Here is a 14,402-nt window from a genome sequence, read left to right on the forward strand (position 1 = left end):
AATAAAAATAATAACAACCATAATTAGATCACTAATGGACTCTGCATGACAATTAAGCACCTGATCACTCTGTTTTTTTTCTCGGCGGCGATACTGCTTAACAGCCCTCACTCATTGGCCGCAGAACACGAAGGTAATGATGAGAGAGAAAGTGAGTTTCGTTGGCAACTGAGTGCGGGTTTATTCGCCTTGGATATGAACATGCCAAAACTCGTGGGCACAGATAGCCGCTTTCGAGGCTTCACTCCGCTTGCTGATATTACCGTTGAATATAAGAACTTTTATGTTGATAGCAAATTAGGCGACTTTTACGGTGGTTCGGATATTGGCTATCAATGGATTGTTGAACCTGATTGGGGAATTGACATTATTTACGGTAATTACCAGTTACCGTTTGATGAGACTGGTTACTTTAATGTTGAAGGTGACTTACCTGTGCCAGAGCTGCGTGGCATTCGTAAACGCGAGTCAGATCAATCGTTTGGCCTCTCTTACTACCGTACCTATGGTAATTTCCAAACTTCAGTTGAGGTGGTTTATGACTTGCTCGGTGACACCAAAGGCTGGGTAATTCATGCCGAAGCGACTCGTAATTTTGAACTACGCAATTGGGACTTATGGCTCAACTTTGGCGTGAATTATTACTCGCAGAACTTCCAAAACTATTTTTATGGTGTGACGCAAGAAGAAGTCAGAGCCAATCGTCCTTATTTTGAAGCTAAGGCCTCGGCCAGTGCGTTTTTGCAGTTTGAGTTAAACCATCCTATTTCTGAAAGCTGGGTGTTTAGTAGTGGCGCGTCATTGATCTGGGGCTTGTCAAATATCCAAGACAGCCCACTGGTAGAACGTAATTATGCGCGAGTGCTGTTTATAGGGGCAAAATATGTCTTTTAGAAACAGCGTCAGGGTGTTGCTATTGATAGCTGGATTTGTACCTGTGTTTGCGTTTGCCAATAACAGCACAGATACGCCACTTGAGCCGCAGCTACCACTGGCGATTTCACCCAACAAATGTGTTGCGCTGAATGAAGGCCGGACTTGCTTTGCTGATGTAACCTTTACGCTTAAATTACCAGATAATGGTGAATATTGTTTGCGTGAGCGTGACAATCCCAAACCGATAGGTTGTTGGAAAGAAGCGCAGACTATCCATTATCTGTATAGTTTTGCCCGTGCCGAAACCACCCTTTATGAGTTAGTCCGGCGCCGTAGCGGTGAGGTATTAGGTGAAGCGGTAGTTGAGGTTAATTGGGTACACCGTATTCGCACTAAAAAACGCCGTTGGCGCCTGTTTTAATTGACCATTACAACGCGTTGAGGGTTAGCAAATATTGCTCAGCTTGCGTTAAAATTGCATGACGAGTTGCTTCGTCTTGGCGATACCATTGTCGGTAGAGGATAGTCATGCGAGGATTATTGCTAAACAAAGCTTCATGACGCTGTAAAAAATGCCAATACAGACTGTTGAACGGACAGGCGTCAGGGCCAACTTTGTTTTTTACGTTATAGTGGCAATGCTGGCAATAGTCGCTCATTTTATTGAGATAGTTACCACTGGCAACGTAAGGCTTAGTGGCAATGATCCCGCCATCGGCAAATTGGCTCATACCTCGGGTGTTTGGGAGTTCAACCCATTGTAGGGCATCCACATAGATACCAAGATACCACGCATCTACGTCATCTGGGGCAATCCCAGTGAGTAGGCAGAAGTTACCGGTCACCATCAGCCTTTGAATATGATGTGCATAGCCAAAACGTAAACTTTGCTTAATGGCTTGCTGCATACACTGCATTTGTGTTTCACCGTGCCAAAAATAATCTGGCAGAGGCCGCGTCGCGTGCAAGCTGTTAAGACTTTCATACTTTGGCATATTGCACCAGTAAATTCCCCTAACAAATTCTCGCCAACCTAAAATTTGCCTGATAAAGCCTTCGATTTGCGGCAGGGAAATGCGTTCAGGCGACGCTTGATAAGCATCAATGGCGCTCGTTATCACATCCAGTGGGTGAAACATTTTGCTATTTAAGGCAAAAGAGAGCCGGCAATGGTAGAGACTCCAGCTATGCTCAGTTTGACAACTCATGGCATCTTGAAATTGGCCAAAAAAGGGTAAGCAAGTTTGGCAAAAGTGGGAGAGTAGTTGCAGTGCCTGTTTTTTATTGGTGGGCCACAGTAATTTCGACTGGCTTTTGCCAAAAGTAGAGATTTGATGACGTGCTAAACGCGCTAAAATCTCCTCCACATCGTTTGCAAAGCATAAAGGTGTGGGAATAGCTGCTAAATCGTCTTTGCGTAGCGCTTGGCGATTCTCTTTGTCAAAGTTCCATTGTCCACCAACTGGCTTACCCTCGGCCATAAGGATGCCATAACGACGGCGCATGGCACGATAAAAGTATTCCATAGTGTGGTGTTTATTGGCGCTAAAATAGCGTGGAATGTCATCAAAAGGCAGCAAAAAATGCTCACTGTCATAACGCTCGACACGGACAGGATTGGCACGCTTTTTCAATATCGTGGCAAAGTCTAACAATTGCTCAGCCACCCGATACTCATCGGGTTGCTGATAGGCAAAAGCTTGGCATTTAAATCGTGTCAGTAAAGCCTGAAGTAGCGTGGGTAGGTCAGGGTAGGCTTGGGTGTCATCTAATGTAAGGTACAGCACCTCATGGCCCGCTTGTTGTAAAGCGTGCGCGAAATTCTGCATGGCCGCAAAAAACGCGCAAACTTTTTGCACATGATGTTTAACGTAATCGGTCTCTTGTCTTAGCTCAGCGATGAGGTACAACGTACTTTCGTCGCGGGTTTTAAACCAGCTATGTTTAGGGTTGAGCTGATCGCCTAAAATCAGACGAAGCTCGCGGTACTGAGGTAGTGATGTGGTCATGATGCTATGGCGTAAGACATTATTCTTGCTATACGCCATATGCGCTCGATACGATCAGCTTTGCTGGCAGAAACCTGCCATCAATCTAACGTGTTACTGCGTTTTGCAGGTGTCGATTATTTGGCGTAGGTGAGAACCAATATCGGCACTTTTGTTTTGTGTATCGGCAAGCAGCGCTGCAGCTTGTGCTTTTAACTCAGCTAAATCGTATTGTGCCAGCAGAGTACGCAAATAGGATACGGTGTCGGCACCTTGGCGTAATAAATTAGGTAATTGCTCAAGGCTAATTTCTTGATTACTTAAGTCTGCGATATTTGCCACCAACTCGCTGAGGTTTGCGCTGTCTTGCAATGCCCCTTCGACTTCTATCAACGCACCCATAGGGTCGGCGTCAAGTTTGTTGGCTACACAGGCTGCAAGTGTACCTTGCTCGGCAGTTTTTGCGACCGCATCTAAACCTTTCGCGCGGATCTCAGAGATCACGGTTTGTAACTCTTGATGCTGTTCTAAATATTGCGTTTCCAGTTGGCTTTTGTTGGAAACAATAACATCGCAGCCGCTTAACCACAGAGTAGTGGCAACGGCTGTAACGGCTAAGTGTAGTTTCATAGTCTCGCTCGAGTATCTTTATTAGAGACAGTTTACTTGGCCTTTAAGTTGCTAACAAGCCTGAGATTTACGCGCTTTATATTCGCTTAGGCTAACAATATTGTGACGACCAAACATTTCGTGATTAAGCACATTAGCCACTAAATGCAACAGGCGGCGCCAGGCATTGCGCATTGCCAAGGTAAATTGGCGACTTAAATGGAGCTGCAGGGTGACCAATAAACTGTTACACAACACGGAAATATCGCGTTCAGTCATATGAAAGGTCTTGAGCTGTTCGCCCAAGGGACGCAAAAATTGGATCAATTTTTGACTGTCCACCGTGAGATTGACGCATTGCTGTAAAAAATTAAAGAGTTGATGTTCGTTGTTTAAAATCACTTGCTCATGAGAGAACACTTCACTGTTCATTTGATAGCGATTGACATGATTCAGCCAGCTAATGCAGAAGCAATGAAAATTGGGGCGGATGATGGCCACTGATTGGGTTAACATGCGATATTGGTAGGGAGATATGCTCATAGTCGCTCCAATTAAAAAATCAGATGCGCTTCCTTTTGCTTAAAAACACTTACGAGCTGAGTATAGACAGCGAATGTGCAGTTTGCGACATTCGCCATCAAGTTTGTGCTATATTTCTAGCAACAATAATTTTAATTGATTGGTGACAATAACTTAGGATTCGTTACTAACTCTCGCACACCATGCGCGTGATCTTCCTCAAACACGTTTTCTTCGCACCATTTAGCCAAACTGTTGATATCAACTTTGGCACAGCTTGGGCGCACGCTCCACGTCACTTGTAGGGGTGAGCATTGCTGATTGTTGTAACTTGGACCTGTGGTAGAGCCTAAAAACTCAATCGGTTTGCCCGTGTTATTTGGGATATGTTTAGCTTGATGATAACCATTGACGATATTACCGTCATAATCGAGGGTATTAAAATCCACAGCGTCTGGGTCGTTCACCACTAAAAATACCTGAGTCTCAACACGCAGGTTAGGGTTGGCACATTGCTCATTTAAACATGAGCCTAATCCCTTACCCGGCGCAACATCACATGAGCTATGTACCCAGTGAACTTCAATCGTATCGCCAGGCTTGAGGTTTTTACACACTTTCCCTTCGGGTGCTTTCAGCTCAGCGGCGGTTAAGCTGCTGGTCGCATTACATTGATAACCACCATATTGACCTTCACCGGCAAATACAGAAAAGTCTTTGGCTTTGTGCTCAGCATTTTTGTGGAAATGAATATTACACAAGTTCATTTGATCACTGGCTGGAGCTTTACTGAATACTCGGGCATTCTCGCCTAGTACACTGTCAATATCACGTGGCGTTTGTGGGCCGTAGCCTTTGCAGCTGGCTGCGATAGCTGAGGTTGAGGTTAGACCGACTACAATACTGGCTAACAGCGAATTTAATGTCTTATTCATAAAAATTCCTATAATGGGTAAATGCTGTTAGTATAAATGGAATAATAATGGCGACAAGTGTTATCGAAAATAACCATCCCAATTCAAATTAAGCCAAGATAACTTTTATTTTTCGATGGGTTGCTTATTAATGTAACACTCTTTATAATGGCCGCCAGTTTTGACACGTTCCTTGTTGGACGTGCGTTGCCGCGGGATGGAGCAGCCTGGTAGCTCGTCGGGCTCATAACCCGAAGGTCGTCGGTTCAAATCCGGCTCCCGCAACCAAGACTTTTTTGCGTTACGCAGAAATTACGTTGAAAGCGCGTAAGCGTTTTGTGAGAAGTCGCGCATTCTGGTAATGCGCGTTTTTGTTTCGGCGCTTCTCAAGGCAAAAAAGTTTGACCGCAACCAAGCTGGCCTTAGGCCACACCGCTAAGTTTTTGTGTGACGCCCCGCTTGGTCCGGGGCGTTGTTGTATCTGGTTACTGCTAAAGTTTTTGACTAGACTCAGTAAACGATACTGTTACAGCTATATTTTGGGGGCACATGCCCTTTTTTTGTTTGTATGGAGGAAATTCGTGACAAAACTCGAGCAAGATTTAACCACTATGCTTGAACCCGCTGTAGAAGCTTTGGGTTTTGAGTTATTGGGTCTTGAGTTTGTAACAGCTGGCCGTCACTCGACGTTGCGCGTTTACATTGACCATGAAGATGGAATCAATGTCGAACATTGTGCGGAAGTCAGTCATCAAGTGAGTGCTATCTTAGACGTCGAAGACCCGATTACAAATGAGTACACCTTAGAGGTCTCTTCGCCAGGCGTAGACAGACCTTTGTTCAAGCAAGCGCATTTTGAAAAAGCGCTAGGGGAAGAAGTACGTATTCGTACTAAGCTTCCTCAGGATGGTCGCCGCAACTTTAAAGGCGACTTAGTTGCAGTTAACGGTGATATGCTCACGCTAAAAATCGACGGTGCTGAATTTGTCCTTATGGTCAGCAACGTTGAGCGTGCCAATATCATTGCAAAGTTCTAATTTGAGTGCGAAGGAACAGGGCAAACGAGGCATTACCTATGGCAAAAGAAATATTATTGGTGGCTGAGGCCGTCTCTAATGAAAAAGCGGTTCCAAGAGAAAAAATCTTTGAAGCTTTAGAGTTCGCACTAGCGACCGCCACGAAGAAAAAACATGAAGGTGAAATCGAAGTACGTGTATCGATTAACCGTAAAACAGGCGAGTACGATACTTTCCGTCGTTGGCAAGTTGCTGAAACGTTGGAAAATGGTGCGCTTGAGCACCCGTTCTCACAAATCACTCTGGATGCAGCGCGTTTTGATGATCCTGAAATCCAATTAGGTGATTATGTCGAAGAACAAATCGAGTCAATTAAGTTTGACCGTATTACCACGCAAATGGCGAAGCAAGTGATCGTACAAAAAGTACGTGAAGCTGAGCGTGCGTTAGTCGTTGACGCTTATAAAGATCAAAAAGGTGAACTAGTTACTGGTGTTGTTAAAAAAGCATCACGTGACGCTGTTATCCTTGATTTAGGTAACAATGCTGAAGCGGTTATTTACCGTGAAGACATGCTACCGCGTGAAACGTTCCGTCCTGGTGACCGTGTACGTGGTTTACTTTATGAAGTAAAACCAGAAGCGCGTGGCGCGCAGCTATTCGTAACACGTTCTAAACCAGAGATGTTAATGGAACTGTTCCGTATTGAAGTACCTGAAATCGGCGAAGAAATGATTGAACTGCGTGGCGCAGCGCGTGACCCAGGTTCTCGTGCTAAAATCGCGGTTAAATCCAACGACAAGCGTATTGACCCAGTAGGTGCGTGCGTGGGTATGCGTGGTGCGCGTGTACAAGCAGTTTCTACTGAGCTTGGTGGTGAGCGTGTTGATATCGTGCTTTACGATGATAACCCAGCGCAATTTGTTATCAATGCAATGGCCCCAGCAGAAGTGGCGTCAATCGTAGTTGATGAAGACAAACGTGCCATGGATATTGCGGTTGAAGCAGATAACCTAGCACAAGCTATCGGCCGTAACGGTCAAAACGTGCGTTTAGCAAGCCAACTGACTGGTTGGGAGCTGAACGTGATGACAGTGGAAGAAATGCAGCGTAAGAACTCTGAAGAGTCTGACAAGCTTATCCATCTATTCACTGAAAACTTAGATATAGATGATGATTTCGCGACGTTACTTATCAATGAAGGTTTCTCTTCATTAGAAGAAGTTGCGTACGTACCAGTTGCTGAATTCCTTGAGATCGATGGTCTTGATGAAGACACAGTGGAAGAGCTACGTAACCGTGCGAAAGACGCGTTAACCACGAAAGCGCTGAAAAACGAAGAAAGTCTGGAAGGCGCTGAGCCATCAGATGAATTGTTGGCACTTGAAGGCTTAGATCGCCACACTGCACTAGTGTTGGCAAGCAAAGGTATCATTACCTTAGAAGATTTAGCTGAGCAAGGTATCGACGATTTAGTTGAAATCACAGATTTAACAGAAGAACGTGCTGGTGAGCTTATCATGGCTGCCCGTAACATCTGTTGGTTTGGTGAAGAGTAAATTATTAACGGGAGGTAACACACACAATGGCAGAAGTGAGCATTGAAAAGCTAGCCGAGACGATCAATACAACTGTTGATAAGTTACTCCAGCAGCTACAAGACGCTGGTATCACCAAAGCCAAAGGTGACGCGGTTACGGAAGCGGAAAAGGCGCAATTATTGAACCATCTGAGCAAACAGCATGGTGGTTCTGGCGCTGAAGGTCCTGAGCGTATGACGCTACAGCGTAAGAGTAAAAGCACGCTGAGCGTTACCGGGTCAACTGGCAAAGCAAAATCAGTTCAGGTTGAAGTGCGTAAAACACGTACCTACGTGAAGAAAAGCGCACTTGAGCAGCAACAAGAACTTGAGCGTCAGGCACAAGAAGACGCAGCACGTTTAGAAGCAGAGCGTCAAGCTCAAGCACAAGCGGCGCTGCGCGCCAAAGAAGAAGCGGAACGCAAAGCGCAAGAAGACGCTGAGCGTAAAGCGCAAGATGAAGCAAAACGTAAAGCAGACGCAGAGCGCAGTAAAGATAAAGTGCAGGAAGCACACAAGCCGACCTTAACTGAGGCGGAGCGCGCGGAGCAGGAGCGTTTGCGTAAAGAAGCGGAGCAAGCAGCACTGAAAAAAGCTGAAGAAGAAGCTAAACGCGTGGCAGAAGAAGCAAAACGCTTAGCGGAAGAGAATGAAGCGCGTTGGCAGCAGGAAGAAGAAGAACGTCGTGTGCGTGAAGCGAATAGCGATCACCACTTGATGACTTCAACTTATGCGCGTCAAGCTGAAGATGAATCAGATGAGCGCGAAGAGAAAAATGCACGCCGTAGCGTGAAGAAGAGCAAGTCAAAAGCGAGCCAAAAAGAGCGTGAATTGCCGGTTAACCGCAAAGCGCACAAAGGTAAGTTAAAGGCACCTTCAACGTTACAGCAAGGCTTCCAAAAGCCAACTGCTGAAGTGAAAAACGAGGTTCGTATCAGTGAGACTATCACAGTTGCTGAACTGGCTTCACGTATGGCAGTAAAAGGCGCGGAAGTGGTTAAAACCCTGATGAAACTGGGTGACATGGTAACCATTAACCAGGTTATCGACCAAGAAACAGCACAATTAGTTGCTGAAGAAATGGGTCACAAAGTGGTTCTGGTTAAAGAAAACCAACTTGAAGAGCAAGTGCTAAGCGACCGTAGCGAAAGTGAAGAGCTAGTACACCGTGCACCAGTTGTAACCGTAATGGGTCACGTTGACCACGGTAAAACGTCAACACTTGACTACATTCGTAAAGCGAAAGTAGCCTCAGGTGAAGCGGGTGGTATTACTCAGCACATCGGTGCGTACCACGTAGAAACCGAAGGTGGTATGATCACTTTCCTAGACACCCCAGGCCACGCGGCGTTTACCTCAATGCGTGCTCGTGGTGCGAAGGCAACGGACATCGTGGTATTAGTGGTTGCAGCAGACGACGGCGTGATGCCACAAACGAAAGAAGCGGTACAACATGCTAAAGCAGCAGGCGTGCCTCTGATCGTTGCGGTAAACAAAATGGATAAACCAGGTGTTGATCCAGACCGCGTGAAGAACGAACTCGCTGCACTTAACGTTATCCCAGAAGAGTGGGGCGGTGACACGCAATTCGTTTATATCTCTGCAAAAACTGGCCTAGGTATTGATGACCTACTTGAGTCAATTTTGACTCAAGCCGAAGTACTCGAACTCCGCTCTGCTCGTAAAGGTATGGCGGCTGGTGTGGTTATCGAATCACGTCTAGATAAAGGTCGTGGTCCGGTTGCAACGGTATTAGTTCAGTCAGGTACGTTAAACCAAGGTGACATCGTACTGTGTGGTCTTGAGTACGGCCGTGTACGTGCGATGAAAGACGAAAATGGTCTAGACATCAAAGAAGCCGGTCCGTCAATCCCAGTTGAGATCTTAGGTCTTTCTGGTGTGCCAGCTGCAGGTGATGAAGCCACAGTGGTACGTGATGAGCGTAAAGCACGTGAAGTTGCGTTATACCGCCAAGGTAAGTTCCGTGAAGTGAAATTGGCACGTCAACAGAAAGCTAAGCTTGAAAACATGTTCTCGAACATGACAGAAGGCGATGTATCAGAAGTGAACATCGTACTTAAAGCCGACGTACAAGGTTCTGTGGAAGCGATTTCTGACGCGTTAGTGAAGTTGTCTACGGATGAAGTGAAAGTGAAGATTGTAGGTTCTGGTGTAGGTGGTCTGACTGAGACTGACGCAACACTAGCTGCTGCTTCTAACGCTATCCTAGTTGGCTTTAACGTTCGTGCTGATGCTTCTGCGCGTAAAGTGATTGAAGCTGAAGCGCTAGACCTACGTTACTACAGCGTTATCTACGACCTGATTGAAGAAGTGAAACAAGCGATGGTTGGTAAACTAGCGCCTGAGTTCAAACAACAGATCATCGGTCTTGCTGAAGTACGTGATGTCTTCCGTTCACCTAAGTTCGGCGCAATCGCTGGCTGTATGGTTACTGAAGGTATTGTTAAGCGCAGCGCACCAATCCGCGTACTACGTGATAACGTGGTTATTTACGAAGGTGAACTTGAGTCACTACGCCGCTTCAAAGACGACGTACAAGAAGTACGTAACGGTATGGAATGCGGTATCGGCGTGAAGAACTATAATGACGTAAGAGCAGGCGATCAGATCGAAGTATTCGAAACGATCGAAGTTCAGCGTACGCTGTAAGGCATTGACCCGTAAGGTCATAGGCTGAATAAAATGGGGGCTCAGCCCCCATTTTGTCATGTCGAAACCCAGTTTTTAATAAAGAGATTAAGTAAAAGCATGAGAGAATTTTCTCGTACTGACCGAGTAGGCCAGCAAATTCAAAAAGAAATTGCTGTGATTATTCAAAGAGAAATCAAAGATCCACGATTAGGTCTAGTGACTGTATCGGCAGTTGAAGTATCTCGCGATTTATCTTACGCAAAAGTATTTATCACAGTTCTAAATACCTCAGACGAAGACAAGAGCAAGCAAAGTGCGGCAATCTTGAATGAAGCGGGTGGCTATATTCGTTCGCTATTAGGCAAACGAATTCGCGCACGTATCATGCCTGAGCTACGTTTTGTTATTGATACTTCGTTACTAGAAGGGATGCGTATCTCTAACCTAGTTGAGTCTGTGATCCGTGAAGATAAAGAAAAGCGCGGTGAAGACGCAGATTTACCTGAGCAAGCCGACGACAAGGCTGGTGACGAGAGCGAGCAGGCGTAATGGCGAAACGCAATAAAGGTCGACCGCTAGACGGCATATTGTTGTTGAATAAAGCCCAAGGCATTTCGTCTAATAAAGCGTTACAACAAGCCAAATTTTTATTTGGCGCGCAAAAGGCAGGTCATACAGGTGCTTTAGACCCATTGGCGACAGGCATGCTGCCAATTTGCTTTGGTGAAGCCACAAAGTTCACGCAGTTTTTGCTCGATACCGACAAAACCTATGTGGTACGGGCAAAATTAGGTGAACGCACTACCACCTCAGATTCTGATGGCGAAGTGGTGGAAACCCGTGCTGTGAATATTACCCGTGCGCAACTCGAAGCGGAAGTCGCAAGCTTTTTAGGTGAGTCAGATCAATACCCATCTATGTATTCGGCGCTGAAATATCAAGGTCAACCGCTCTACAAATATGCCCGCGAAGGCATTGAAGTGCCGCGTAAATGCCGTCGTATTACGGTGTTTAGCATCAGTTTAGATGAATATGATAGTCACGCTGAAGAAATTCAGATGACGGTTCACGTGTCAAAAGGCACGTATATCCGCACTATTGTTGATGACTTAGGTGAAAAGCTTGGCTGTGGCGCGCATGTGATCATGTTACACCGCAGTGAAGTAGGCCATTATCCGAGTGAAAAGATGGTGGATTTTGCACATCTTGAAGCTTTGGTGGCTGATGTAGCAGAAGACGAAAGCGCACGCCATGCGTTGCTGGATAAGCTGCTTTTGCCGATGGATAGCGCCTTGACTGATTTACCTGAGGTGGCGATTTCTGCTGAGCAAGGTAAAGCGTTTAGTCATGGTCAAGTGGTGAAACTGGAAAGTGAAGTGCCAGCAGGCATCATCAAAGTGATGGCGGAAGGGCAATTTATTGGCTTGGGCGAGCGCAATCAGCATGGCCATCTGAAAGCCAAACGTGCACTCTCTACGATGCAACAGTAAAGCACATTAAAAGCGGTGGAATTTTCTAAGCGGAGCTGTTAGAATGCCGCCGCAATTGCTTTGGCTGAATTAGTGATCGGCTAAAGCGTGTCTATACCCATAAATTTTGGAGTTTTATTATGTCACTAAGCAATACAGAAAAAGCAGCAATCGTAGCAAAATTTGCACGCGCTGAAGGCGACACTGGTTCACCAGAAGTTCAAGTTGCACTTCTAACTGCAGACATCAACAAGCTACAAGGTCACTTTGCTAACCACAAGCACGACTTCCACTCACGTCGTGGTTTGCTACGTAAAGTTAGCCAACGTCGTACGCTTCTTGACTACCTAAAAGGTAAGAGCGTTGAGCGTTACGCAGCACTAATCAATGAGCTTGGCCTACGTCGCTAATAATTTGATTAAAGTAGGTTGATTCTAACCTGCTGAAGAAAAAGGGGCTAAATAGCCCCTTTTTTTGTTGGGCTATCAGAAGTATACTTAAGCCCGATTTAGCACAAGGCTAAATCACGTCATACTTTTGCCAATTGTAGTGCTTAAGTGGATTATTCACCTCGCAGTAAGTCCTCTTAAGACTGTAATTGGTTGTAGTTGGCGTTTATTTTTTTTCAATAAAAAGGAATAAATTGTGCAAGCAATTATTAAAGAATTCCAACTTGGCCGCCACACGGTCACTTTAGAAACCGGCGCAATCGCACGTCAAGCAGACGGCGCTGTGCTAGCAAGCATTGGCGATACTTCAGTACTTGTTACTGTAGTTGGTAAGCGTGAAGCAGCTCCAGGCCAAGATTTCTTCCCACTGACGGTTAACTACCAAGAGCGTATGTACGCTGCAGGTCGTATACCAGGTGGTTTCTTAAAGCGTGAAGGTCGTCCTTCAGATGGCGAAACCTTGATCGCGCGTCTAATTGACCGCCCAATTCGTCCACTGTTCCCAGACGGTTTCGTTAACGAAGTGCAAGTTATCGCTACTGTAGTTTCAGTAAACCCTGAAATTCAACCAGACATCGTGGCGATGATCGGTACTTCTGCAGCGCTAGCTGTATCTGGTATTCCGTTCAATGGTCCACTTGGTGCGGCACGTGTTGGTTTCATCGATGGTCAATACGTACTAAACCCAACGCTTAAAGAGCTTGAGCAAAGCAAACTTGACCTAGTGGTTGCTGGTACTGAAAACGCAGTATTAATGGTTGAATCAGAAGCTGGCGTATTGTCTGAAGACATTATGCTAGGTGCGGTCGTTTACGGTCATGAACAAGCGCAATCTATCATCACTGCGGTAAAAGAATTCAAAGCCATGGCTGGTAAAGCTGATTGGGCTTGGACTGCAGCTGAAAAAGACGTAGCGTTTGCAGACAAAGTTGCTGCTATCGTTGGCGACAAAGTAGGCGAAGCGTACCGTATTACGGATAAAGTAGCACGTAAAGACGCCCTTGCTGCGGCAAAAGAGCACTTAGTAGCAACGCTAAGCGCAGAACTTGCTGAAGGTGAAACACTAGACGGACAAGAAGTATCGAAGCAATTCGGTTCACTTGAGAAGAAAATCGTGCGTAGCCGTATCATTGCTGGCGAAAAACGTATTGATGGTCGTGACACTGACATGGTGCGTGCACTAGACGTGATGACGGGCGTGCTACCACGTACGCATGGCTCTGCGATTTTCACTCGTGGTGAGACGCAAGCACTTGTTACTGCAACACTAGGTACTGAGCGTGACTCACAACTTATCGACGATTTAGTTGGCACGCAAAAGCATCACTTTATGATGCACTACAACTTCCCTCCGTTCAGCGTGGGTGAAGTGGGCTTTGTTGGTTCACCAAAACGTCGCGAAATCGGTCACGGTAACCTTGCTAAGCGTGGTGTTCAGGCTGTTATGCCAACACTGGCTGAATTCCCATACTCAATCCGTGTAGTATCAGAAATTACTGAATCTAACGGTTCTTCTTCAATGGCTTCTGTGTGCGGTGCATCACTTGCACTAATGAACGCCGGTGTGCCTATCAAAGCATCGGTTGCAGGTATCGCAATGGGCTTAGTGAAAGAAGGCGAAGAGTTTGTTGTACTTTCAGACATTCTAGGTGATGAAGACCACCTTGGCGACATGGACTTTAAAGTAGCAGGTACGCGTGAAGGTGTAACGGCGCTGCAAATGGACATCAAGATCGAAGGTATCACCAAAGAGATCATGCAAATCGCGCTTAAGCAAGCCAAAGCGGCTCGTTTACACATCTTAGGTGTGATGGACGAAGCGATTGCTGCGCCTGCTGCGGAACTGTCTGAGTTCGCACCGCGTATCTACACTATGAACATTCCACCGAAGAAAATTGCTGAAGTTATCGGTAAAGGTGGCGCAACAATCCGTCAATTGACTGAAGAAACTGGTACTACTATCGAAATCGAAGATGACGGTACAGTGAAAATCGCAGCAACAGATGGTTTAAGTGCGAAAGAAGCAATTCGTCGTATCGAAGCGCTTACAGCTGAACTAGAAGTAGGCACAATCTATACAGGTAAAGTGATCCGTATCGTTGATTTCGGTGCGTTTGTAAACATTCTGCCAGGTAAAGATGGCTTAGTACACATTTCTCAAATCAGCTCTGAGCGTGTGACGAATGTTGCTGATCACCTAACAGTAGGTCAGGAAGTGAAAGTTAAAGTGCTAGAAGTTGACCGTCAAGGTCGTGTACGTCTAAGCATCAAAGAAGCGTCAGACTCTGCTGCACCAGCAGCACAAGACGCAACGCCTGCAGAATAAGC

At 45.9% G+C, this 14,402-nt stretch carries 13 protein-coding genes and 1 tRNA gene; 10 read left to right on the forward strand and 4 right to left on the reverse strand.

The window, feature by feature from the left end; translation table 11 throughout:
* Positions 1–45: 45 nt before the first annotated feature.
* Both ACFOEE_RS14565 and ACFOEE_RS14570 read left to right on the forward strand, forming a co-directional pair.
* Positions 46–894, forward strand: coding sequence for a MipA/OmpV family protein (locus ACFOEE_RS14565; protein WP_377125713.1), 849 nt, complete (start codon positions 46–48; stop codon positions 892–894).
* Entirely contained in the window at positions 884–1,297 is a 414-nt protein-coding gene (locus ACFOEE_RS14570; RefSeq protein WP_377125716.1) for a DUF3019 domain-containing protein, read from the forward strand. The genes ACFOEE_RS14565 and ACFOEE_RS14570 overlap by 11 nt, the downstream gene beginning before the upstream one ends.
* Positions 1,298–1,304: 7 nt before the next feature.
* Here the strand turns inward: ACFOEE_RS14570 and ACFOEE_RS14575 are convergent, their stop codons facing one another.
* The 4 genes from ACFOEE_RS14575 to ACFOEE_RS14590 form a co-directional block, all read right to left on the reverse strand.
* The gene (locus ACFOEE_RS14575) at positions 1,305–2,885 is read right to left on the reverse strand and encodes a cryptochrome/photolyase family protein (RefSeq protein ID WP_377125839.1); all 1,581 of its coding nucleotides are present in this window, start codon (positions 2,883–2,885) and stop codon (positions 1,305–1,307) included.
* A gap of 93 nt (positions 2,886–2,978) precedes the next feature.
* A complete protein-coding gene (locus ACFOEE_RS14580; protein ID WP_377125719.1) occupies positions 2,979–3,494 on the reverse strand; it encodes a hypothetical protein in 516 nt (171 codons plus the stop codon).
* Positions 3,495–3,545: 51 nt separating this feature from the next.
* Positions 3,546–4,016 carry a globin gene (locus ACFOEE_RS14585; RefSeq protein ID WP_377125722.1) on the reverse strand — a complete coding sequence of 157 codons (471 nt, stop codon included), beginning with the start codon at positions 4,014–4,016 and terminating at the stop codon, positions 3,546–3,548.
* A gap of 131 nt (positions 4,017–4,147) precedes the next feature.
* Positions 4,148–4,930: a delta-class carbonic anhydrase gene (locus tag ACFOEE_RS14590; protein WP_377125725.1), complete on the reverse strand. Its 783-nt coding sequence runs from the start codon at positions 4,928–4,930 to the stop codon at positions 4,148–4,150.
* Between the two features lie 190 nt (positions 4,931–5,120).
* On the opposite strand from ACFOEE_RS14590, the gene ACFOEE_RS14595 reads away from it, so the two are divergent.
* The 8 genes from ACFOEE_RS14595 to pnp all read left to right on the forward strand — a co-directional run bounded on the left by ACFOEE_RS14595 (position 5,121) and on the right by pnp (position 14,400).
* Positions 5,121–5,197, forward strand: a tRNA-Met gene (locus tag ACFOEE_RS14595).
* A gap of 293 nt (positions 5,198–5,490) precedes the next feature.
* Positions 5,491–5,946, forward strand: coding sequence for a ribosome maturation factor RimP (rimP, locus tag ACFOEE_RS14600; protein ID WP_377125728.1), 456 nt, complete (start codon positions 5,491–5,493; stop codon positions 5,944–5,946).
* A gap of 38 nt (positions 5,947–5,984) precedes the next feature.
* Positions 5,985–7,484 (forward strand): transcription termination factor NusA, encoded by a 1,500-nt coding sequence (gene nusA, locus ACFOEE_RS14605; RefSeq protein WP_377125731.1) that lies wholly within the window; start codon positions 5,985–5,987, stop codon positions 7,482–7,484.
* 26 nt (positions 7,485–7,510) lie between these two features.
* Complete coding sequence (gene infB / locus ACFOEE_RS14610) at positions 7,511–10,174, forward strand: translation initiation factor IF-2 (RefSeq protein WP_377125734.1); 2,664 nt, start codon at positions 7,511–7,513, stop codon at positions 10,172–10,174.
* A 99-nt stretch (positions 10,175–10,273) separates the two neighbouring features.
* Positions 10,274–10,705: a 30S ribosome-binding factor RbfA gene (gene rbfA, locus ACFOEE_RS14615; protein ID WP_377125737.1), complete on the forward strand. Its 432-nt coding sequence runs from the start codon at positions 10,274–10,276 to the stop codon at positions 10,703–10,705.
* On the forward strand, positions 10,705–11,646 hold the full coding sequence (gene truB / locus ACFOEE_RS14620) for a tRNA pseudouridine(55) synthase TruB (protein WP_377125740.1): 942 nt from the start codon (positions 10,705–10,707) through the stop codon (positions 11,644–11,646). Before rbfA ends, truB begins: the two co-directional genes overlap by 1 nt.
* Before the next feature lie 119 nt (positions 11,647–11,765).
* Positions 11,766–12,035: a 30S ribosomal protein S15 gene (gene rpsO / locus ACFOEE_RS14625; protein WP_377125743.1), complete on the forward strand. Its 270-nt coding sequence runs from the start codon at positions 11,766–11,768 to the stop codon at positions 12,033–12,035.
* 235 nt (positions 12,036–12,270) lie between these two features.
* Positions 12,271–14,400 carry a polyribonucleotide nucleotidyltransferase gene (gene pnp, locus ACFOEE_RS14630; RefSeq protein ID WP_377125746.1) on the forward strand — a complete coding sequence of 710 codons (2,130 nt, stop codon included), beginning with the start codon at positions 12,271–12,273 and terminating at the stop codon, positions 14,398–14,400.
* Positions 14,401–14,402: the final 2 nt, after the last annotated feature.

The sequence above is a fragment of the Pseudoalteromonas fenneropenaei genome (assembly GCF_042643375.1).
Taxonomy (GTDB): Bacteria; Pseudomonadota; Gammaproteobacteria; order Enterobacterales; family Alteromonadaceae; genus Pseudoalteromonas; species Pseudoalteromonas fenneropenaei.

What these genes read in the sequence shown, in the direction of transcription:
- truB (WP_377125740.1), top strand. Translation starts at nt 10,705, where the DNA reads ATGGCGAAACGCAATAAAGGTCGACCGCTAGACGGCATATTGTTGTTG.
- nusA (WP_377125731.1), top strand. Translation starts at nt 5,985, where the DNA reads ATGGCAAAAGAAATATTATTGGTGGCTGAGGCCGTCTCTAATGAAAAA.
- ACFOEE_RS14570 (WP_377125716.1), top strand. Translation starts at nt 884, where the DNA reads ATGTCTTTTAGAAACAGCGTCAGGGTGTTGCTATTGATAGCTGGATTT.
- ACFOEE_RS14580 (WP_377125719.1), bottom strand. Translation starts at nt 3,494, where the DNA reads ATGAAACTACACTTAGCCGTTACAGCCGTTGCCACTACTCTGTGGTTA.
- rpsO (WP_377125743.1), top strand. Translation starts at nt 11,766, where the DNA reads ATGTCACTAAGCAATACAGAAAAAGCAGCAATCGTAGCAAAATTTGCA.
- ACFOEE_RS14585 (WP_377125722.1), bottom strand. Translation starts at nt 4,016, where the DNA reads ATGAGCATATCTCCCTACCAATATCGCATGTTAACCCAATCAGTGGCC.
- ACFOEE_RS14565 (WP_377125713.1), top strand. Translation starts at nt 46, where the DNA reads ATGACAATTAAGCACCTGATCACTCTGTTTTTTTTCTCGGCGGCGATA.
- rbfA (WP_377125737.1), top strand. Translation starts at nt 10,274, where the DNA reads ATGAGAGAATTTTCTCGTACTGACCGAGTAGGCCAGCAAATTCAAAAA.
- ACFOEE_RS14575 (WP_377125839.1), bottom strand. Translation starts at nt 2,885, where the DNA reads ATGACCACATCACTACCTCAGTACCGCGAGCTTCGTCTGATTTTAGGC.
- ACFOEE_RS14590 (WP_377125725.1), bottom strand. Translation starts at nt 4,930, where the DNA reads ATGAATAAGACATTAAATTCGCTGTTAGCCAGTATTGTAGTCGGTCTA.
- infB (WP_377125734.1), top strand. Translation starts at nt 7,511, where the DNA reads ATGGCAGAAGTGAGCATTGAAAAGCTAGCCGAGACGATCAATACAACT.